17 protein-coding genes are annotated in these 20,098 nt (G+C 68.9%); 8 read left to right on the top strand and 9 right to left on the bottom strand.

Going from position 1 to position 20,098, the window contains the following annotated elements; genetic code table 11:
- Positions 1-29: 29 nt before the first annotated feature.
- Positions 30-1,664, top strand: coding sequence for a potassium channel family protein (locus ACMGFH_RS12065; RefSeq protein ID WP_415378692.1), 1,635 nt, complete (start codon positions 30-32; stop codon positions 1,662-1,664).
- A 66-nt stretch (positions 1,665-1,730) separates the two neighbouring features.
- Here the strand turns inward: ACMGFH_RS12065 and ACMGFH_RS12060 are convergent, their stop codons facing one another.
- The 6 genes from ACMGFH_RS12060 to ACMGFH_RS12035 all read right to left on the bottom strand — a co-directional run bounded on the left by ACMGFH_RS12060 (position 1,731) and on the right by ACMGFH_RS12035 (position 11,253).
- Positions 1,731-2,585: an MBL fold metallo-hydrolase gene (locus tag ACMGFH_RS12060; RefSeq protein WP_415378691.1), complete on the bottom strand. Its 855-nt coding sequence runs from the start codon at positions 2,583-2,585 to the stop codon at positions 1,731-1,733.
- A 114-nt stretch (positions 2,586-2,699) separates the two neighbouring features.
- On the bottom strand, positions 2,700-4,229 hold the full coding sequence (locus tag ACMGFH_RS12055) for a BGTF surface domain-containing protein (RefSeq protein WP_415378690.1): 1,530 nt from the start codon (positions 4,227-4,229) through the stop codon (positions 2,700-2,702).
- Between the two features lie 50 nt (positions 4,230-4,279).
- Positions 4,280-6,757 carry a BGTF surface domain-containing protein gene (locus ACMGFH_RS12050; RefSeq protein WP_415378689.1) on the bottom strand — a complete coding sequence of 826 codons (2,478 nt, stop codon included), beginning with the start codon at positions 6,755-6,757 and terminating at the stop codon, positions 4,280-4,282.
- A 151-nt stretch (positions 6,758-6,908) separates the two neighbouring features.
- Positions 6,909-8,081, bottom strand: a complete 1,173-nt coding sequence (gene ftsZ / locus ACMGFH_RS12045) for a cell division protein FtsZ (protein WP_415378688.1) — start codon at positions 8,079-8,081, stop codon at positions 6,909-6,911.
- A 342-nt stretch (positions 8,082-8,423) separates the two neighbouring features.
- Positions 8,424-9,839 (bottom strand): D-aminoacyl-tRNA deacylase, encoded by a 1,416-nt coding sequence (locus ACMGFH_RS12040; RefSeq protein ID WP_415378687.1) that lies wholly within the window; start codon positions 9,837-9,839, stop codon positions 8,424-8,426.
- 1 nt (position 9,840) lies between these two features.
- Positions 9,841-11,253, bottom strand: coding sequence for a sodium:calcium antiporter (locus ACMGFH_RS12035; protein ID WP_415378686.1), 1,413 nt, complete (start codon positions 11,251-11,253; stop codon positions 9,841-9,843).
- A gap of 141 nt (positions 11,254-11,394) precedes the next feature.
- Here ACMGFH_RS12035 and ACMGFH_RS12030 point away from each other — a divergent pair, with 141 nt between their 5' ends.
- From ACMGFH_RS12030 to ACMGFH_RS12010, 5 genes are all read left to right on the top strand, one after another.
- Positions 11,395-12,192 (top strand): shikimate dehydrogenase, encoded by a 798-nt coding sequence (locus ACMGFH_RS12030; RefSeq protein WP_415378685.1) that lies wholly within the window; start codon positions 11,395-11,397, stop codon positions 12,190-12,192.
- A gap of 208 nt (positions 12,193-12,400) precedes the next feature.
- Positions 12,401-12,895, top strand: a complete 495-nt coding sequence (locus ACMGFH_RS12025; RefSeq protein WP_415378684.1) for a helix-hairpin-helix domain-containing protein — start codon at positions 12,401-12,403, stop codon at positions 12,893-12,895.
- A gap of 69 nt (positions 12,896-12,964) precedes the next feature.
- On the top strand, positions 12,965-14,476 hold the full coding sequence (pabB, locus tag ACMGFH_RS12020) for an aminodeoxychorismate synthase, component I (protein ID WP_415378683.1): 1,512 nt from the start codon (positions 12,965-12,967) through the stop codon (positions 14,474-14,476).
- Positions 14,469-15,194 (top strand): anthranilate synthase component II, encoded by a 726-nt coding sequence (locus tag ACMGFH_RS12015; protein ID WP_415378682.1) that lies wholly within the window; start codon positions 14,469-14,471, stop codon positions 15,192-15,194. The genes pabB and ACMGFH_RS12015 overlap by 8 nt, the downstream gene beginning before the upstream one ends.
- Positions 15,191-16,126, top strand: a complete 936-nt coding sequence (locus ACMGFH_RS12010) for an aminotransferase class IV (RefSeq protein WP_415378681.1) — start codon at positions 15,191-15,193, stop codon at positions 16,124-16,126. The genes ACMGFH_RS12015 and ACMGFH_RS12010 overlap by 4 nt, the downstream gene beginning before the upstream one ends.
- A 9-nt stretch (positions 16,127-16,135) precedes the next feature.
- On the opposite strand, the gene ACMGFH_RS12005 is transcribed toward ACMGFH_RS12010, so the two are convergent.
- The gene (locus tag ACMGFH_RS12005; RefSeq protein ID WP_415378680.1) at positions 16,136-17,212 is read right to left on the bottom strand and encodes a saccharopine dehydrogenase family protein; all 1,077 of its coding nucleotides are present in this window, start codon (positions 17,210-17,212) and stop codon (positions 16,136-16,138) included.
- Positions 17,213-17,370: 158 nt separating this feature from the next.
- Between ACMGFH_RS12005 and ACMGFH_RS12000 the strand changes: the two genes are divergently transcribed.
- Positions 17,371-17,928 carry a Rieske (2Fe-2S) protein gene (locus tag ACMGFH_RS12000; protein ID WP_415378679.1) on the top strand — a complete coding sequence of 186 codons (558 nt, stop codon included), beginning with the start codon at positions 17,371-17,373 and terminating at the stop codon, positions 17,926-17,928.
- A gap of 33 nt (positions 17,929-17,961) precedes the next feature.
- On the opposite strand, the gene ACMGFH_RS11995 is transcribed toward ACMGFH_RS12000, so the two are convergent.
- Positions 17,962-18,252: a transcriptional regulator gene (locus tag ACMGFH_RS11995; RefSeq protein WP_415378678.1), complete on the bottom strand. Its 291-nt coding sequence runs from the start codon at positions 18,250-18,252 to the stop codon at positions 17,962-17,964.
- Positions 18,253-18,389: 137 nt separating this feature from the next.
- Between ACMGFH_RS11995 and ACMGFH_RS11990 the strand changes: the two genes are divergently transcribed.
- Positions 18,390-19,367 carry a sugar phosphate nucleotidyltransferase gene (locus ACMGFH_RS11990; protein WP_415378677.1) on the top strand — a complete coding sequence of 326 codons (978 nt, stop codon included), beginning with the start codon at positions 18,390-18,392 and terminating at the stop codon, positions 19,365-19,367.
- Between the two features lie 50 nt (positions 19,368-19,417).
- On the opposite strand, the gene merB is transcribed toward ACMGFH_RS11990, so the two are convergent.
- A complete protein-coding gene (gene merB, locus ACMGFH_RS11985) occupies positions 19,418-20,089 on the bottom strand; it encodes an organomercurial lyase (protein WP_415378676.1) in 672 nt (223 codons plus the stop codon).
- Positions 20,090-20,098 lie beyond the last annotated feature (9 nt).

The raw sequence follows: 20,098 nt of genomic DNA, 5'->3' as shown, positions 1-20,098 counted from the left end.
TTATACGGCCGAACGGCAACCAAGTGGATATGAATACGTGGCAGCGCCGGTCGGTGTGGTACACCGGTGTTCTCGTTCTCTCCATGGTCGTCTTCACTCTCCTCTACCAGTACGGGATGGGCGCCTACGAGAGGACGGCGCTCACGTTTCTCGAAGCGTTCCAGTTCGTCGTCGAGACGTTCACGACGACGGGCTACGGCGCGCAGGCCGGCTGGGAGTCGTCGGCCATGCTCGTGCTGGTCGTCGTCATGGACATCGCCGGGACGGTCATGATATTCCTCGCGCTGCCGGTCGTGGCGTTTCCCGCCTTCGAGGAGGCGCTGTCGACGACGGTGCCGACCGCGGTCGAGAACGGCCTCGACGACCACGTCATCGTCGCGACCTACACGTCCAGGGTCGAGACGCTCATCGCGGAACTCGACTCCCGGGACGTGTCGTGGGTCATCGTCGAACCCGACCGCGACACGGCGACCGACCTCTACGAGGAAGGCTACGACGTCATCCACACCGACCCCGACTCCGTGGACGGCCTCGACGCCGCCAACTTCGCCGACGCCCGCGCGCTCGTGGCCGACGTCTCCGACCAGGTCGACGCGAGCATCGTCCTGACCGCGAAGGAACTCGACGAGTCCGTCCGGGTCGTCAGCGTCGTCGAGGAACCCGACCGGGCGCGCTACCACGAACTCGCCGGCGCCGACGCGGTGCTCTCGCCGCGACCGCTGCTCGGCGAGAGCCTCGCGCGCAAGGTCACGGCCAGCGTCTCCACGGACCTGGGCGGCATGGTCGAACTCGGCGAGGACTTCGACATCGTCGAACTCCCCGTCCACCGCGGCGCAGACCTGGCGGGCCGAACGCTCGCCGAGAGCGGGCTGCGCGAACGAGCCGGCGTCAACGTCATCGGCGCGTGGTTCGACGGCGAGTTCGAGAGCCCGCCCGCGCCAGACTCCGTCATCGAGCCGGGAACCGTCCTGTTGCTGACCGGCGAGGAGGAGCAACTCGAACGCCTCGCCGACCGCACCCGGTCGGAGGTGCGCCGCCACGCCTCCGGCGAGACCATCGTCGTCGGCCACGGCGAGGTCGGCCGGACGATCACGGAGGTTCTGGAAGCGGTGGACCTGCCCTACACGGTCGTCGACCGGAACGACGAGCCCGGCGTCGACGTGGTGGGCGACGCTACCGACCCCGACGTCCTTGACCGCGCCGGGCTCGCGTCGGCCCGGTCGGTCATCCTCGCGATCCCCGACGACACCGCCGCGGAGTTCGCGACGCTGGTCGTCCGCGACGAGAGCGACGCCGTCGAGATCATCGCCCGCGCCGAAGAGGCCGAATCCGTCCAGAAGATGTACCGCGCCGGCGCCGACTACGTCCTCTCGCTCGGGACCGTCACCGGCCGCATGGTCGCCTCGGCCGTCCTCGAAGACGAGGACGTGATCTCGCTCGACACGCAGGTCGAGGTCCTCCGGACGCGCGCGCCCGGCCTCGTCGGGTACTCGCTGGGCGACGCCGACGTGCGCCAGCGAACCGGAGTCACCGTCGTCGCCGTCGAGCGCAACGGCACCGTTCTCACCGATCTGGGCCCCGATTTCCGGCCCCAAACCGACGACGAACTCGTCGTCGCCGGCCCGGACGAGGCCACGAACCGATTCACCGAAGTCTTCGGCTGAAAATCCTGGCCCGCCACTGCGTCGCTCCGCCTGTCGAGTCTGCCCGACCCGTCCGATACGCCACTCTCAGTCGCCGCCGAGGCGAGTCGGCGTCACGATCCCCGGCTGTCCGAGGCGGAGCCGATCCCCGACCTCGATCTCCTCGATGATCCGGGGGTACTCGAACGTGGTCGCGGCCTTCGAGAGGGCGCCCGGATCGGCCTGGATCGCTCGCCAGCGCCGCCAGTGCGTGGGGACGAGCCGGTCGATCCCCACCATGTTCGCGGCGTCGATCACGTCCTGGGCGTCGTTGTACAGCTTCCGGCGGACGACCTCGCCGTCCTGGTAGAGGCGTGCGCTCGTCCCGTACGAGAGCATCCCCATGTCGACGTCGAACTCCTCGCCGACCGCCTCGAACGCGTCGCACGGCCGGTTGTCGCCGCCGTGGAAGATGACCCCCTCCTCGTGTTCGAGCACGTAGGTGACGCTGCCGTCGGCGTCGGGGTCGCGACCGCCGCGGACGTGGACCGTCAGGTCGCCGACCTCGTAGCTGTCGCCGGGCTCGACGGCCGCTCGCTGGTCCTCGGCGATCTCGCTCACGTCGAAGTTCTCGTAGCACTCGGCAGGCGCGTGGATCGAGGCGCCGTCGATGTCGAGGAGCGGGCCGAACGAGGGCGGCCAGAAGTGGTCGCGGTGGTCGTGCGTGCAGAACACGGCGTCGCAGGCGTCCGCCCACTGCGGTTCCATCGGCACGGGCGGCATCCGTGCGATGTACTCGCGGTCGCGCTCGGTGCTGAAGTACGGGTCGATGAACAGCGTGGTCTCGGGCGTCCGGATCGCCCAGCCAGTCACGCCGAGGAACCACAGCGACACGCCCTCCACGTCGGGGCCGTTGAACTCCTCGCGAGCCCACCACTCGCCCCAGTCGCTGTTGATCGTCATCGGCTCACCCGTCGGTTGGTGTCGGTTTCGCTGTGAACGTGCATGCACCACCGGTCCCGCGGAGCGCGGGTAAATCTTCCGAGGGACTGGCCGCGGGACGGCGCTCGGTTCCGGTCACTGACTCCGACCGCCAGTGCGACAGACACCGATGGCGGCGAGGGCCGTTAGTCCGAGAAGTGCCGCGAGCGCACCGAATCCCGGACCGTCACCGGCCGTCGTCTCGGTCGTTGCGGTCGGCGTCTGCGTCTCAGTTGGTGTCATTCCCGGGTTTCGGTGCGGTGGTTCGGTGGGAGTCACGGTTGCAGTCGGCGTCGGTGTCGGTGTCTCGGTCGGAGTGGGAGTCGGCGTCGCAGTCGGCGCGAGTTCTGGATCGACGAAGCCCCGGTACGGTCCGTCGATCAGCGTGCCGTTCGTTCCGATTTCGATCAGGAATTCGGTCCCGGGATCGGCACCGCTGAGGTCGACAGTCGCCCGAAACAGGTTCTCTTCGGAATCCGCAGTCGGCGACGACGCCCGCGTGACGCGGGCGGTCTCAGTTATCGGGAACGGTTCGCCCGACCCGTTGAACAGTCGGACGGTCACCGCCGTTCCCGGTGCGACGTTCGCGTAGCCCGTGATCGTCTGGTTCGGCGCCGGTCCGACCTGCACAGTCATCGCCGTCTCATTCGAGAAGGCCACTGTCGCGTCGGAGATGGAGACAGTGAAATATCCGGTCCGGTTCGCCTCCGCGATGTCGCCGGGATTCAACCGGTGTTTGCCCTCGACGACGAACCGCGGGACGTACGCGTCGCCGTCGATCAGATACGGGTCGGAGAACGACCGTTTCTCGTCGTAATCAGAGGACCATGGGAGCGTCGTCAGGTCGGTCGCGACGTAATACGTGTCGTTGTCGGGGTCGGCGACGACCGTCGTCACGTTCGCCGCGTCGAGGTAGAGGGATACCCGACCAAGAGATGGACCGGGGCGTTTGTCGATCAGCATCAGAGACGTGTTCTGACGGGCGAGGAAGGATCGGAACCGTGCGACGTCGCTGGGGCCGCTCTCGTTCGCCACGGCGCCCGCGATTCCCGGTGCGGTTAGTCTGAGTACGAACGTGTCACCGACCGCATACCTGTCCGAGCGCGTGAGCCAGCCCTCGCGCTGCGCCCGACGGATGGCCGCCCGCGACGACAGCGCCTCCCGTTTCCCGTCCGGCGCGACCATGACCGTCGCGTTTGCAAGTCCGGGATCGGTGAGCGAGAGGCCGGCGGTGTCCGCCGGTTCGTCTGCGGTGGCGTTCGCGTAGACCTCGGCTCGGTAGGTGGCCGATTCGAGTTGCCCGTCCGTTTCGTTCCCTACGACTGAGAGCGCATCTTGCCCGGCCACGCTGTAGATATCGTGCGCTGACGCGTTCGGTCCGGCGAGGTGCGTGTTGAGCGACAGGGTGATTCGACCGTTCGGGTCAACATCCGTCAGATTCAGGCGGTGTCGGTGCGATCCGGACCCGTCGAGGACGAACGCGACCGATTCACCCCGCGGGATGGATAGCGTGAACGTCGCCACGTCACCGCGGGCCTGTTCGACCGCACCTTCTTCGATCGCGACGTGGGAGTCGGCCGCGGCGGGTATACCGCCGGCGAAGGCGATAGCAGAGAGACATAGCACAGCGAGAACGATTGCCGCGGGGGCACGTGGAAACGGACGACGCACAGTCATCAGTCGTCCCTCCGTCGGCGTGCGCCCGTACCCAGTCCGGCGAGGGCGAGGCCGGCGAGCGCCGGAAGCACGCCGAACCCGGGACCGTCACCGGCGGTCGTCTCGGTCGTCGCGGTCGGCGTCTGCGTCTCGGTTGGTGTTATTCCCGGGTCCCGGTGCGGTGTCTCGGTCGGCGTCTCCGTTGCAGTCGGCGTCGGTGCCGGTGTCTGGGTCGGAGTCGGCGTCGGCGTCGCAGTCGGCACGAGTTCGGGATCGACGTAGCCGCTGTCTATATCATCGACCCGCATGCCGTTCGCCCGGATTTCGATGTCGAACTCGGTTCCCGGATCCGCGCTACTGAGGTCGTACGTCGCGTTGAACTGTGACCCTCCGAAGTCCTCGGACATCCGCTTCGCGCGCACCGTCTCGGTGACGGGGAACGGCTCGCCCGACCCGTTGAACAGCCGGACGGTCACCGCCGTTCCCGGTGCGACGTTCGCGAGACCGGTTATCGTCTGATTCGGTGCCGGTCCGACCCGAACCGTGTCCGTTGTCTCATTCGAGACTACCACTGCCGCGTCAGGGTCGTAGACCGCGAACTGCGCGGTTTGGTTCGGCTCTCCGATGTCGCCGGGGTTCAACCGGTGGTCGCCGTCGACGACGAAGCGCGGAACGTACTCGTCGCCGTCGACCAGATGTGGTTCGGAGGACGACCGTTCGTCGTCACCGAAGGACTGCGGGAGTGCCGTCAGGTCGGCCGCGACGTAGTAGGTGTCGTTGTCGGGCTCGGCGACGACCGTCGTCGCGTTCGTCGCATCGAGGTAGAGGTGCTCCCGAGGACGATGCGGAGTGGGATATTTCTCGCTCACCAGCAACGACGTGTTCGAACGAGCTAGCAAGGACTCGAACCGGGCTTCGTCGGTGGAACCAGTCTGGTCCGCCACCGCGCCGGCGATACCCGGCGCGGTGAGTCTGAGGACGAACGTGTCCCCGACCGCCAGTTGATCCGAGCGCGTGAGCCACCCCTCTCGTTGCGCTCGACGGATGGCCGCCCGCGACGACAGCGCCTCCCGCTTCCCGTCCGGCGCGACCATGACCGTGGCGTTCGGTGTCGTGGTTCGGTCGTCGATCGCCGCTGCGGTGGCGTTCCACGAGACGGTCACACCGACCGGTCGCATCGAGTCGGCGTAGGACCGGTCGGTGCCCACGAAGTAACTTTCGTCACCGTCGGAGTCGTGAGCGAGGGAAACCCGAAGGGTCGAGTTGTCGGTGACGTGCCCGCTAACGCTCACGCGTAGCTCCTTGTGGGTACCGGGGTCGAGATAGTCGCTACTACCCACGACCGTGCCGTCGGTCACTTGCTCCACTGTGACGAACCCGCCGTCGGGGAGGACCGCTCGCTCAACTCGGACGGCGTCGTTTCGGATCGGACTGGTCGTCGGCAGTTCGACTTCGGCGTCCGCGGAGACGACCGGTGCCCGGTACCGGTCGTGCTCGTACACGTCGAACGTCGTCCCGTTCGACGCGAGACGGAGACCGATATCGGTCCCGGGTTCGACGCCGCTGAGGTTCAAGGCGGTCTGGAAGACGAACTTCGGCGGATCGTATTCGTCGGGCTCGACCGTTTTCCGTGTCACCCGGGCCGTCGCTGTCTGTGGCGTCTCGATACCCGCGGCGTCCGTTACCCTGACTGTGACGGTCGATCCCGGAGCGAGCGTGGTGTACCCGGTAATGGTCTGGTTCGGCGCGGCAGCGAACCCGGGGTCGAGTCGCGCGTCGCTCTCGACAGCGACCGGCATGGCGTCGCGGGACAGGAGCTCAAACTCGCCCGTTTGGTTCTCCCCGTCGAGGTCACCGGGATTCAGCCGGTGTTCGCCGTCGACGACGAGGCGCGGGACGAAGTCGGCTGGGGGAAGGTGGCTGTCGATCCCCGACTCCCTTCCAGCGGACGGGACGTCCGTGAGGTCGGCGGCGACGTAGTAGGTGTCGTTGGCGGAGTCAGCGACGACCGTCTGTCCGGCCGAGCCGTTGAGATAGAAGTAGTGGCGCGGCCGCATCGGGCTCACGTTCTGCTGGACGAGCCGGAGCGACACGTTCTCGCGACCGAGGAACGATCGGAATCGCGAGTCGTCGGCGTCCCCGGAGGCGTTCGCGACCGAGCCGGCGACCCCGGGCAGTGTCAACCGAAACACGACCGTGTCGCCCATGGCGACGATGGACGACCGCGTCAGTCGCCCGTTCTCGCGAGCCCGTTCGATGGCTTCCACGGTCGTGAGGCGGTCGCCAGTCCCACGGGGCGCGACCATGACCGTCGCGTTCGTGCCGTTCGGAGCGGTGTCGGTCACGGTCACGTCGGCGTGTGCCCGGTCGACCGCCTCATCGACGACGTCTGGATCGGAAATGACGGCGCCTCCGGCGGTGACGGCCGTCGCCGCGAGAGTGACGGCAAAGAGCGTCGCAACTACACCGCGAGCGGAGGGCAAGCGAGCGGCAACCATAGGCCCACGTTCACTGCTCCCCCGGAAGTGTCTTGTGGCTATCAACAACGAAACGATCGGGGGGCCACTGGCGGAAGCTACGGGGAGAAAAATCGGCCAAAGCGGCGCTACAAGGAGAGAACGGGCGGAGAACTGAGACTACCGAGCGCGATTACTCGACGTAGTCGATGTCGTCACCGAGTTCCTTCGCGGCGCGCTCCTTCTCGGCCTCGCTCTTGCCGTAGATCTGCGGGCTCTCGACGCCGGTGACGACGATCATCGTCTCCATCTTGCCTTCGAACTCGTTGTTGACCGAGGCGCCCCAGATGATGCGGGCGTCGGGGTCGATGCGGTCGTAGATCTCCTCGACGACGCCCTCGGCCTCCTCGATGCTCATGTCGGGGCCGCCGACGACGTTGACGAGCGCGGAGTTCGCGCCGTCGAACTCCACGTCGAGCAGGGGCGACCGGAGCGCAGAACGGATGGAGTCCTGGGCCTTGTTCTCGGAGTCGGACTCGCCGAGACCGATCATGGCGACGCCGCCGTTCTCCATGATCGTGCGAACGTCGGCGAAGTCGACGTTGACGAGGCCGGGCTTGGTGATCAGTTCGGTCATGCCCTTGACCGAGCGCATGAGGACGCGGTCGCAGATCTTGAACGCGTCCTGCAGCGGCATGCTCGGCGCGTAGTCGAGCAGGCGGTCGTTCGGCACGACGATGACGGTGTCGGAGACGGCGCGGAGTCGCTCCAGGCCGGCGTCGGCGTTGGCGCGGCGGCGCTCACCCTCCGCGGTGAAGGGGATCGTGACGATGGAGATGGTGAGCGCGCCGTTGTCCTGGGCGGCCTGAGCCACGACCGGCGCGGAACCGGTCCCTGTGCCCCCGCCGAGGCCAGCGGTGACGAACACCATGTCCGAGCCATCGATGGACTGCTGGATGTCCTCGATGTTCTCCTGGGCTGCTTCCTCGCCGATCTTCGGGACCGAACCGGCCCCCCGACCGCCGGTGCGCTTGCGGCCGATGAGGATCTTCGTGTCCGCCGCCACCTCGTCGGCGAGGTGCTGGGCGTCTGTGTTGGCCGCGACGAGTTTCGCCCCGTGGATCCCCTCTTCCATCATCCGGGTGACCGTGTTGCCGCCGGCGCCCCCACAGCCGACGACGGTGATCTTCGTCTCCAGATCTTTGACGACGTCCGCGAGCTCCTCGTCGGACATCTGTCCCGACGTGGACATCTCGTCTGTCCCAGTCGTTCCGGCGCTCTCCTGGGCGTGCCCGCCCTGTTTTTGGGCCGCCTCTTCGCGCTCTTCCTCCGCCTCGTCGATCGCGTCGTCGATTATAGAGTCCATAATTTAAGTTTCCGTTGATGGCCAACATTTATTAAGCTTCTCCCGTGCGTCAGACGCCTGACTGACGCTTGGTAGCACAGGCGTACCGACGGGCTCACGCCCGTAAGCCAGCGTTACCGGCGGAAACGCCGGCCTCGCCCGATCTCCACCCGAAACGTCGGAAACGCGGGTCCGCGACCGGGTGCGTTTCAGGTGCAGATCACGTACGTACCGAATGGGTCCCAGATACTGACGGCGCGCGGTCCGAGCGGCGAGCGCAGTCGCTCCGAGAGGGCGAAACGGGCACGGTTGGAACGACGCAGGCGCGACGCAGTGGGTGAAGCGAATCGGGCCGCGCGTGCGTCACTCCGAGACGAGGTCGGCGACGGAGAAGCGGTGTTCGCGGTCGACGTGGACGACCGAGGGGTCGATCCGGTCGCCGTCCACGGTGACGGCTTCGCCCTGGGAGAGTTTCCCGAACTTCGGGCCGTCCGGTATGCCGAGCGTACGGGCCCGGTCGGGGTCGAACGCCGTCTCGCGAGCGACGAGGTCGTCGCCCTCGCGCTCGACCGTCTCGTATCTCGCTTCGAGAACGGCCGCCAGTTCGTCGACGAGCGCGTCGGCGTCGTGGTCTGCGTCGACGACGGCCCGACTGCCGAGGCGAGTTCCGCCCTCGGTCGTCTCGTAGGCCACCGTCGCCGCCTCGACCGCGGCGAGCGTCGCCTCGTGGTCGACGCCCTGGGCGGCGTCGACGAGTTCCTCCGGGAGGTCGGCCACGGACAGGTCCGGACCCAGTTCTCCGGGGTCGACGCCCCGATCGTACTCGGTCGCCCGGTCACCGAATCGAACGCCCTCGTCGACGCCGGTCAGTCGGTCCTCGACGGCGTCGACCAGCGCGAGCGGGACGCCCGCGGTCTCCCGGACCCACGTCTCGCTCACGACGCGATAGCCCAGGTCGGCGACGACTCGCTTCAGGTCCGGCCGGTCGCCCTCGACGACGCCGTAGTCGGCGGCGCTCGCCTCGAACGCGCGCCGGATCACGTCGCGGTTGGCGTCGGGGTCGCCCATCGCGTCGAGACACCAGTCGGCGGCGACGTGGCCGACCCCCCAGTCGGTCTCGCGGACGATCCGTTCGAACCGCGGCGCGTAGTGGCCGCCGCCGAAGCCGACGAGGTGGCGCCGCCGGCCGTTCTCCGGGGGCGCGTCTGGAGCGACGTCGCGGAGTTCGAGGATGGCGCGCGCGACGGCCTCCGCCGCGTCGGAGTCTTCCCACTGCGGTTCGTCGCTTCCCACCTCGACGAACATCGAGGGGACGCCGACCGCGGTCGGGCCGTGATGTGTGCATTCGACGCCGACCTCGTAGCCCGGCGGCGCGTGCGCTTCGAGCGCTTCGACCACGCGGCTGTGGGCCTTCGGACACGCCCGCGAGAAGTGGCCGGTCTCCCCCCCGTACTCGGCGGGACCGAAGTTGCCGGTCGGATGGGCGGTCAGGAGCTCGTCCGTCTCGCCGGCGTGACGGGAGGCGAAGACGAGCAGGTCGGGGTCGCGGACCGCACCCTCATCGTCGACCCGTCCGAAGGCGTCGCCCGCGTCCTCCAGGTTCAGGTGCAGGTCGTCGAACTCGCGGAGTTCGACCGCGTCGGTTCGATAAACGGTCCCGCCGCCGTGGGCGTCGGGCCGGCTTCCGTCTGTGTGTTCGGTCCAGTCGGCGACGTCGCGCAGGCGCTCGCCGACGTGGACGGACGCCGAATCGGCGCGAGAGACGACGACGGCGAGCATCTCAGTCGGCGTACTCCGGGTGAGCCGGCTCGCGGCCGAGCGCGGTCCGGCCGGCGTCGGCCGCCAGACCGAGCATCTCTTTCAGCGCCTCGCGGCGAATGGCGAACAGCGCCGTCCCGATGAGGACGTACGCCGCCGCGTAGACGAGCAGCAGTTCGTAGCTCGACAGCGGGAACGCCACGATGTCGCGGATGATGACGAACTCCAGCAGCACCTGCGAGATGAACAGGACGAAGATGGTCAGCGCCTCGCGGACGCTGATCTCGAAGTTGACGAGGATCGCGAGCGCGAAGTACGACTGGGCGGCCGTGATCCAGATCTCGGCGGCCTGCTTCTGGTCGAACGGGAGCACGCCGTACTGCCCGTAGGCCAGCGAAAACACGACCGAGAGCGTCCCGATGAGCAGCGTCCACTGGTTGAGCTTCGAGGAGATGAGCGCGTTGAACCCCGCGGTCGACCGGGCCTTGTTGACCAGCACGACGACGACGATCAGCTCGGGCGACTCGCTGGCCAGCGGTGCGATCCACTGGATCATGAAGAACTCGGGGATGCCGTTCTCGACCCCGATGGTCTCCAGGCCGTGGGCGAACGGCTCGACGGCGGTGAAGATCATCGCGCCGGAGTAGGCGAACAAGGTGAGCACGATCAGCGGGCGCCAGGGCAGCGACCACTGCTGGAAGTAGTTCGGGACGCCGACGTGTTCCTCCTCGGCGTCCACGTCGCCGCGGATGATGATCCCGATGTAGGTGACGTAGAGGCCGACCAGCAGGAACGTGTCCAGCGCGTCGATGCCGCCCCCGAGCGGGACGAAGAAGGCCCAGACCGTGGCGGCGAAGAGGAAGGCGACCTCGGTGGCGATGCCGCGGTCGAGGGTGACGGCGTCGGAGAGCCACCCCTCGCGGGTACGGACGGCCGAGTCGCGGGTCTTCGCGGCGCGCCAGACGGTGAACACGGCGATGCCGGCCCAGCCGATGCCGATGAGGATTCGGTTGGCGCCGGTCATGTTCGCGACCGCGAGGTTGGCGTCGTGACAGGCGCGGGCGAGCCCCGTCCGGCCGGTCTCGACGGCCTCCGTCGAGAGCTCGGCACACGCGGCGGTCGTCGCGCCGCCCGCGCCGGCGTTCCAGGCGTACAGCGCGTCGACCGCGTACTCCGGGGCGACCGCCAGCACCGCGAGGACGGCGATGGCGAACGCCCGCGGCACGTCTTTCTCTGCCGTCTCAGCGCCCCACGCGAGCAGGAACGAGGCGCCGAGGACGGCGACGCCGCTGACCGCGACGGTCAGGACGACGCCCAGTTCCTCGTGGGTCGGTATCACCGGGAGGGCGGCGCCGCCGAAGAAGACGGCGACCCAGCCCGCGGTGAGCGCCAGTGCGCCGGCGACCTGAACCAGTGGGTGGCTGAGACGGCTCACTACCGAGTGTCACGCCGTGTCCCTATGAAATAGTTGCGAAAGATCGAGGATTGGACGAGCCGGGGAGCCGGCAACCGAGACCGAGAGACGACGTCGCAGCCGGAACGCATCGATTATGTCGGCTGCTCCACAGGGACCGGTATGGACGTCTATGGACTCATCGGCAACCCGGTGGGCCACTCGCTGTCGCCGCCGATGCACGAGGCGGGCTACGAGGCGCTCGGTGTCGACGCCCGGTACGTCACGTTCGAACCACCCCAGGACGGCGCCGCGGCCGCCATCGAGGGCGCCGCCGACCTCGGCGTCGCGGGCCTCAACGTCACCATCCCGTTCAAACAGGACGCGCTCGACGCGGTCGAACCCGACCGGCTCGCGCGCCGCATCGGCGCGGTCAACACCGTCGACTTCTCCGGCGAGACGCCGACCGGCCACAACACCGACGCGGTCGGCGCCACGCGCGCGCTCCGCGCCCACGACGTGTCGCTCTCCGGCACGGCCGTCGTCGTCGGTGCGGGCGGCGCCGGGCGCGCGGTCGCCTTCGGCCTCGCTGACGAGGGAATGGAGGTCCGGATCGCCAACCGAACCGAGTCGAAAGCCCACGACCTGGCGGCGGACGTGCCCGACGCGACCGGCCACGGCCTCGACGGGCTCGGGGACCTGCTCGCGGACGCCGACGTGCTGGTCAACGCGACGAGCGTCGGCATGGAGGAAGACGCGACGCCCGTCCCCGCGGACGCGCTCCACGGTGACCTCGGTGTCCTCGACGCGGTGTACCGGCCGCTGGAGACGCGGCTCCTCCGCGACGCCGACGAGGCGGGCGCGACCACGGTCGACGGCGCCTGGATGCTCCTCTATCAGGGCGTCGAGGCCTTCGAGCGCTGGACCGGCCGGGAAGCGCCGGTCGACGAGATGAACGAGGCGCTCCGCTCGCGGCTCTGATCGAGCCGGTCACTCTCGGTGAGGGAGTCGCCGGCGGGTCCCGTCCTCCTCGGGAACGCAGAAAGAGGTTAAGTGATGGGGTCCGCTATTGCCAGCTATGGGGCTTATCGAGCGTATCAAATCTGCACTCGGGCTGGGCACCTCTGCGTCGAGTTCTCAGTCTGCACCGTCCTCCACAGATGGGCCGTCTCCGGGCGACGGCGTCGACGTGACCGTGGAACACGAACCCGCGACCGCCAGCGAAGACGCCGTCAAGGGGACCGACACCGCCGGCGACGCGGACTCGACCGCCGAGGCCGAATCGACGACCGATACCGAGTCGACAGTTGCCGAGACGGAAGCTGACGCGGAGACCGGCGCCGACGCGTCGGCCGAGGGGGACGCGACCGAAGCGGCCGACGAAGAGACCGACGAACTCGTCGAGGAGGCCGAGTCCACCGGGGAAGCCGAGTCGGGAGAGTCGACCGACGACACAGAGGCGACCGACGACGACGGAGCGGAGCCCGCCCCCGAGGAGCCGGCGCCGGACGCCGAACTCGAGGACATCAAGGGGATCGGTCCGACGTACGCGGAGCGGCTGCGCACGGCGGGCGTGGACGGGGTCGGGGGGCTCGCTGCCGCGGACCCCGCCGAGATCGCGGAGGCGACCGACATCGCCGAGTCGCGCGTCGAGAACTGGGTCGAGCAGGCGAAGCTCTACTGACGCGGTCGAGCGGTCTGTCGCTTGCGGCGACCGCAAAACGGTTACTCTCCCCCCTGTTCTGTCCACCCGATGACCGAGCCACGGACCGTGACCGACGGGGAGGCCTTCGAGCGCGCCGCAGCCGCGGGTCCGGCGGGCGCCCGCGTCCCCGTCGAAGTCCGCGTCCCCGTGGCCGACCCGTTCGACGCCTACCGCCGCGCCCGCGACGGCGCCGGCGGCTTCCACCTCGAAACCACCGGCGGGCAGTCCGGCTGGGGCTACTTCGGCGTCGACCCCGTCGACCGTCTCACGGTCGAGCCCGACGACCTCCCGGACGCCCCCAGCGGCGAGTCCCCGAGCATCGCCGCGCTCGTCGATCGACTCGACCGGGAGTCGCTCGCCCGCGGCGACTGCGACGTGCCCTACCCCTGCGGCGCCGTCGGCTGGCTCTCCTACGACGTCGCTCGCGAACTCGAAGACTTACCCGAGAGCGCCGATCCCGACCGGGAGCTGCCGCGGCTCCAGATCGGCGTGTACGACTGCCTCGCCGCGTGGGAAGAACCGAGGGACGGCGAGACGACGCTCCGGATCACGGCCTGTCCGCCCGTCGGCGGCGACGCGCCGCACGCGCTCGAAGTCGGACAGGCCTACGAGTACGGCCGCGACCGGGCGCTCGCGCTCGCCCGGTCGGCCGTCGAGGGCGACCCCGCGGTCGGCGATCCGCCAGTTGCGACCGACGAGGCACGTTTCGAGAGCGACTGCGGCCGGGAGGCGTTCGCCGACCGCGTCCGCCGCGTCAAGCGGTACATCCGCGACGGCGACACGTTCCAGGCGAACGTCTCCCAGCGCCTGACCGCGCCCGCAGCCGTCCACCCCGTCGCGGCCTTCGACGCCCTCCGGAGCGTGAATCCCGCGCCGTATTCCGCGCTCCTGGAGTTCCCCGGCGTCGACCTGGTGAGCGCAAGTCCAGAGTTGCTCCTGGAGCGCGACGGCGAGCGACTCCTGACCGAGCCCATTGCCGGGACGCGCCCCCGCGGTGACACGCCAGAGGAGGACGAGTTCCTCGCGGAGGACCTCACGGCCGACGAGAAGGAACGGGCCGAGCACGCGATGCTGGTCGACCTCGAACGCAACGACCTCGGGAAGGTCAGCGAGTACGGGACCGTCGAGGTCAGTGAGTACCGCCGTGTCGACCGCTACTCCGAGGTGATGCACCTCGTCTCGCTCGTCGAGGGGCGCCTGCGCCCCGAACACGGCCTGGGCGACGCCGTCGCGGCCGTGTTCCCCGGCGGTACCATCACCGGCGCGCCGAAGCCCCGGACCATGGAGATTATCGACGAGGTCGAATCCACTCGCAGGGGGCCCTACACCGGGAGCATCGGCATCTTCGGGTTCGACGGCCGGGCGACGCTCAACATCGTGATCCGGACGCTCGCCCGCTACGACGAGGAGTACCACCTCCGCGTCGGGGCCGGCATCGTCCACGATTCGGTCCCCGACCGCGAGTACGAGGAGACGCTCGACAAGGGCCGCGCGCTCGTCACCGCCGTCGACGAGGCGCTCGGCGACCGCGCCGCGTTCACGGTGGAGGACCATGACTGACCCGTCCGCGCCCGACGCCGCGGCCGGAGCCTCCGGCGAGTCGTTCCGGGACGAGACCGAAGTGGCCGCCGACGCGACGGCTGTCGACGCGGTCGACGAGATGACCGTTCTCGTCGTCGACAACTACGACTCGTTCGCGTACAACCTCGTGCAGTACGTCGGTGAAGTCCTCACGACCTCCGACTGGCTCCCCGAAGTCACCGACGGCGAGGTCGTCGTCCGGCGCAACGACGCCGTCGACGTGGCCGGGATCCGCGAGCTGGACCCCGACGCGATCGTCGTCTCGCCGGGGCCGGGCACGCCCGAGGAGGCCGGCGTCTCGATGCCGATCTTCCGCGACCTCGGCTACCCGACGCTCGGTGTGTGCCTGGGCCACCAGGCGCTCTGCGCGGCCAACGGCGCGCCGGTGGGCCACGCCGAGGCCGTCGTCCACGGCAAACCCTCGACGGTCAGCCACGACGGCAGCGGCGTGTTCGCCGGCCTCCCCGACCGCTTCGAGGTCGGCCGCTACCACTCGCTGGCCGTCGAGCGGGCGGACCTGCCCGACTGCCTGACCGAGACCGCTCGCACGGAGGACGAAGCGGGGGTCGTGATGGGCGTCCGCCACGACGACCGGCCCCACGTCGGCGTCCAGTTCCACCCCGAGAGCATCCTCACCGAACACGGCAAACAGATGATCGAGAGCTTCTGCCGCGCGGCGCTGGAGGGGTCGCTGTGAGCGGCGACCGCGACGGCGAGGAACTACTCTTCCACGTCACCGGCGACCTCGTCCCTGCGAGCGAGGCGACCGTCTCGGTCCGGGACCGCGGGTTCATGTACGGCGACGGCGCCTTCGAGACCCTGCGGGTCTACGGCGGGACGCCCTTCGAGTGGGACGCACACCGCGACCGCCTCCAGCGGACGGCCGAGACCCTCGGGTTCGCCGACGCCGTCCCCGACGACCTGCGCGAGCGGGTCGACGAGACGCTCGCCGCGAACGGCCTGACGGACGCGTACCTGAAGGTCTCGGTCACACGGGGCGTCCAGCCCGGGAAATTGACGCCAGATCCCAAAGTGGATCCGACGGTCGTCGTCTACGTCTCGCCGCTCGGCCGCGGCGGCGCCGACGGGGCCCCCGTCTGGGACGGCCCGGCGACGGTCCAGACCGTCCGGACCCGCCGACCGCCGGACGAGTCGTTCCCGGCCGACGCCAAGACGCACAACTACCTGCCCGGAATCCTCGCCCGCATCGAACTCAGGCGGGCGGCCACCGACGAGTTCGCCGCCGACGAGGCCGTGATGCGGACCACCGACGGCTTTCTCGCCGAGGGCGCGACGAGCAACCTCTTCTTCGTCGACGAGGGCGCCCTGAAGACGCCGAGCGCCGACCTGCCGATCCTGCCCGGCGTCACCCGCTCGGTCGTGATCGACCTCGCAGAGGAGGAAGGGTTCTCCGTCCGGACGAGTCGGTACACGGTCGACGACCTTCGGGGCGCCGACGAGGCGTTCCTCACCAACTCGACGTGGGAGATCCGCCCGATCGAGAGCGTCGACGGCATCGATCTGGGCGCCGGTCCGATGACGAAGCTCCTCGCGCGGCTCTACGACGAGCGCGTCGAACGCGAGCACTACGGCGACGAGACCGGTGAAGACGAGGCGCGCGACGAGTAGCGCTGCCGATCAGGCCGACCGCTGGACTGTCTCGGTCGGATCGTCGGTCCGCTCGACGCCGTCGATATCGAGGATCAGGTCCGGTCCGTACGCTCCCGCGGGCGTCTGGAACCCTTCGGGCGCGTCCCCGTCGACGGCCCGTTCGGCGATTTCCACGGCGGTGAGCTTCGTCAATCGGTACGTCTCGGGCGCGACGAGTCGCGAGACCGCCCGCTCGCCGTCGGCAGTCTCGGCCTCGCCCCACACGTAGCTCCGGCCCTCTTTTCGCGTCTGTTCGTCCGGCCCGTCGACCCGGGCGTCGACCAGCGATTCGAGCAGCGACTGCACCGGGCCGGAACCGGCGATCGGACCGAACAGTCCGCCGAGACGAGCCAGACGCGGAACCCACGAGGGGACGGCGGTGTAGACGGCGACGGTTTCGATTCCGGTCGTGTGGTATGCGGTCGACACGTCGCCCCACGGGATCGCCATCGCAGTGCGCTCGCCCCGGCCGAAGTCGATCCGGCGGCTGTCGGCTCCGATGGGGACCGTCTCGATGCGACCGTTCCGGCGGACGGCGCCGCCCTCGCCGAGGCCGCGGACGGCCGTCTTCGCGGTGCCCGGGGAGATCCCACCGGAGGCCTCGAACCCCAGCGCGAGGCGGTCTGCGTCGGGTAGTCGGTCGGCGAGATGGGCGCCCAGACAGTCGGTGGGAACCACGTCGAAGCCGACGCCGGGAAGGACCATCGTGTCCGCTTCCTCCGCCTCCTCGTCGTACCCCGCTAACCGCTCGAACACCTCGATCTCCCCCGTGATGTCGAGGTAGTGCGTGCCGGTGCGGAGACAGCCCTCGACCATCGGTTCGGCGGTGTCCGCGAACGGGCCCGCGCAGTGGAGCACCGCCTCGACCTCCTCCAGCGCGTGGTCCAGTAGCCGCGGCTCGTCCAGCGAGAACACCCGTTCGTCGCACTTCTGTCTGATCGCCTGGTTTTCGACGGCGTTGCGGTCGCGGCCGGCGACGACGACGTCCAGTCCGCGGTCGAGCGCTTCGTCGACTATCAGGGACCCGGTGAACCCGTAGGACCCGTAGACGAGGAGATCCGCCATGCCCCCGCGTTCGCCGGGTGCGTGGAAAAGCGTGTGGTGTGGCGGTACCCTGTCGACGCCGCAGCAGACAGACGGGCGGAGACTGCCACGCCCAGATCGAGCGCGACGCGAATTGCGCGAACCGATCCGTTCAAACGGGGACGGGTCCACCCGGAGGTATGGACGGGACGCGGATCGCCGATCTCGGCGACCTCTCGACCGACGATACCCTTCTCTTCCGCGTGCGCTCGGAGGACAACGCCGTCGCGAGCGGGGACGCCGCCCTCAGATCCGACGAGAGCACCGCGGCGAACGCCGAGAACGGCGACTCCGGCGACGCCGACGACGGCATCGCGATGCCGGACGACATGCAACAGGACGACGACGTCCGGGAGGCGATCCTGTTGCGACTCGCGACCGAGAACGGCGACCCGGCAGACGACGTCGTCTGCTGGCTGAACTACTGTCAACACATGACACACATCAAACTCGACAAGGGCTCGGGCGCGCCGGTCCGTGACGGCGAGGTGATCTGCGTCAACCACGGCGCGCTGTTCGCCGCCGACTCCGGGGAATGTACCTACGGGCCCTGCGAGGGCGCCTTCCTGAACGAAATCGACGTGGTCGTGGCCGACGGCGGGGTCTACCTCGCCGACGACGACTACGAATACGTCGGCGAGGGGCCGGTCGAGAGCGACGACGACGACCTCTCGTCGTCCTCGAACGTGATTCTCTGAGCGGGTCGCCCGAACTCCGGGAGGTCGACTTCCCTACTCGATGACGAACGTCGGTTCGGTGACGGACTCGCACTTGCATTCCGGGCAGCGCGCCGGGCGGTTGACGAGGTCGTCGAACTCCTCGAACCCGCAGTCGTCGCAGGTCGGCGGTGCGACGAGGAGCGTCTCGTCGGTGGAGTCGAGGGACTGAGAGATGTGTTCGACGTGGTCGAGCGCGGCGTCGGTCCGGACCTCGAACTCGCGGGCGAGCGCGCCGGCGGCCATCGGTTCGTCCCGCAGACGGTCGGCGATTCGCTGGCGCGTCGTCCGGGTGGCCTCGCGCATACCGGGGGTTGGGGAAGCGCTCACAAATCCTTTCTGCCCGTCCGCCGCACGAACCCGTTCGGTTTCGCCACCCGGCACGGCTGTGTGAATGTATACCAATGAAAAAGACCTTGACTGGCGGCCGAGGAGGGAGACGTATGGACGCTGTCGTACTCGCGGGTGGGTACGCCACCCGCCTCTGGCCGATCACGCGCCATCGGCCGAAGATGATGCTACCGGTGGGCGAGACGACCGTCATCGATCGCGTGCTCTCCGAACTCGAATCGGACGAGCGGATCGAGGATGTCTACGTGAGCACGAACGAGCGGTTCGCCCCCGACTTCGAGGCGCACCTGGCGGAGCGCGACTACGAGAAACCCCAGCTGTCGATCGAGGACACGACCGACGAGGACGAGAAGTTCGGCGTCATCGGCGCGCTCGCCCAGCTGGTCGACCGCGAGGGCGTCGACGACGAGGACCTGCTCGTCATCGCCGGCGACAACCTCATCAGCTTCGACGTGAGCGACTTCATCGACTTCTACGAGGAGACGGGCGGGACGACGCTCGCCGCCTACGACGTCGGCACGCGCGAGAAGGCCAAGTCCTACGGGCTGGTCACCCTCGAGGGCGACGAGGTCGTCGACTTCCAGGAGAAGCCCGAGGACCCCAACAGCACGCTCGTCTCCATCGCCTGCTACGTGTTCCCGTCGGATCAGGTCCGCTTCGCGGAGTACCTCGACGACGGCAACAACCCCGACGAACCCGGCTGGTTCGTCCAGTGGCTCGTCGAGCGCGACTCCGTCTACGCCTTCCCCTTCGACGAGGCGTGGTTCGACATCGGGACCCCCGATAGCTACCTGACCGCCGTCGCGTGGTACCTCGACGGCGAGAACCAGATCGACGAGAACGCGACCGTCGAGAACACGGAACTCGGCGAGAACGTCCACGTCCTCGACGACGCGACGGTCGTCGACTCGCACCTGGACAACTCCATCGTCTTCCCCGAGGCGGAACTGCGCGACTGCGACATCCGCGAGACGATCATCGACCGCGAGACCCACGTCGAGAACCTCGACCTCGCCGGCGCGCTCATCGGCGCCCACACGACCATCACGAACGGCGACGGCGAGCACTGACCGCCGCGCCGCGTCCCCTGTTCTCTCTCCCTGTTGGCCGACCGCCTGTTTCAACAGCAGCTGCTGTCGGGACAGCAGTCGCCGGTCTCGCCGCCGCCCCCTGCCGCTGGGTTCGCGTCGAAAAGCGCGTCAGCTAACCCCCGAGCGATCGCGACGCCCTCGTCGGCCGGGACCGCCGTCGTCGACGCCTCGACCTCGTCGGCCCACGCCTCGTACTCCTCGCCGTCCTCGAAGGTCTGGATGTATCCACAGACCTCCTGGTACACCGCCTCGACGGACATCTCGTCGTGGTCGTCGACGTCGTCGGAGACGCCGATGGAGACGAGGGCGTCGCCGTGCGAGACGGTCGGCTCGTCCGGGTCCATCTCGAAGGTGACCTCGGTCCCGCGCACCGGCGTCGTCGATCGGACGGTCCCGGACTCGCCGGTCAGGAACGGGTAGACCAGCGGATCGAGGACGCAGATGTACGTCTGTTCCCCGTCCGGGCCGACGAACGCGTGGTCGCCGTCGTCGACCGTACAGAGGTCGTCGACGCTCGGGCTCCGGTCGCGCGTCCGCTCGATGGTCGCCCGCACGTCCGCGACCCACTCGGCAGCCGTCTCCGGTCGGTCGTCGCTCCCGTACAGCCGCGCGAACCCGTCCCCGACGGCCGGGGGTAGCTCCACGTCCGCGAGCGATAGTTGCGTGCCGGTTCTGTTCGGATCGCCTGTATCAATCCACATGCGTCTATA

The organism is Halosimplex rarum, assembly GCF_047715405.1.
Taxonomy (GTDB): domain Archaea; phylum Halobacteriota; class Halobacteria; order Halobacteriales; family Haloarculaceae; genus Halosimplex; species Halosimplex rarum.
The sequence above is the reverse complement of the archived record's forward strand: the minus strand, read 5'-3'. Positions and strand labels throughout refer to the sequence as shown.

Coding starts and splice junctions, on each gene's coding strand:
- ACMGFH_RS12065 (WP_415378692.1), top strand. CDS start 30: ATGAATACGTGGCAGCGCCGGTCGGTGTGGTACACCGGTGTTCTCGTT.
- ACMGFH_RS12060 (WP_415378691.1), bottom strand. CDS start 2,585: ATGACGATCAACAGCGACTGGGGCGAGTGGTGGGCTCGCGAGGAGTTC.
- ACMGFH_RS12050 (WP_415378689.1), bottom strand. CDS start 6,757: ATGGTTGCCGCTCGCTTGCCCTCCGCTCGCGGTGTAGTTGCGACGCTC.
- ftsZ (WP_415378688.1), bottom strand. CDS start 8,081: ATGGACTCTATAATCGACGACGCGATCGACGAGGCGGAGGAAGAGCGC.
- ACMGFH_RS12040 (WP_415378687.1), bottom strand. CDS start 9,839: ATGCTCGCCGTCGTCGTCTCTCGCGCCGATTCGGCGTCCGTCCACGTC.
- ACMGFH_RS12030 (WP_415378685.1), top strand. CDS start 11,395: ATGGACGTCTATGGACTCATCGGCAACCCGGTGGGCCACTCGCTGTCG.
- pabB (WP_415378683.1), top strand. CDS start 12,965: ATGACCGAGCCACGGACCGTGACCGACGGGGAGGCCTTCGAGCGCGCC.
- ACMGFH_RS12015 (WP_415378682.1), top strand. CDS start 14,469: ATGACTGACCCGTCCGCGCCCGACGCCGCGGCCGGAGCCTCCGGCGAG.
- ACMGFH_RS12005 (WP_415378680.1), bottom strand. CDS start 17,212: ATGGCGGATCTCCTCGTCTACGGGTCCTACGGGTTCACCGGGTCCCTG.
- ACMGFH_RS12000 (WP_415378679.1), top strand. CDS start 17,371: ATGGACGGGACGCGGATCGCCGATCTCGGCGACCTCTCGACCGACGAT.
- ACMGFH_RS11995 (WP_415378678.1), bottom strand. CDS start 18,252: ATGCGCGAGGCCACCCGGACGACGCGCCAGCGAATCGCCGACCGTCTG.
- ACMGFH_RS11990 (WP_415378677.1), top strand. CDS start 18,390: ATGGACGCTGTCGTACTCGCGGGTGGGTACGCCACCCGCCTCTGGCCG.
- merB (WP_415378676.1), bottom strand. CDS start 20,089: ATGTGGATTGATACAGGCGATCCGAACAGAACCGGCACGCAACTATCG.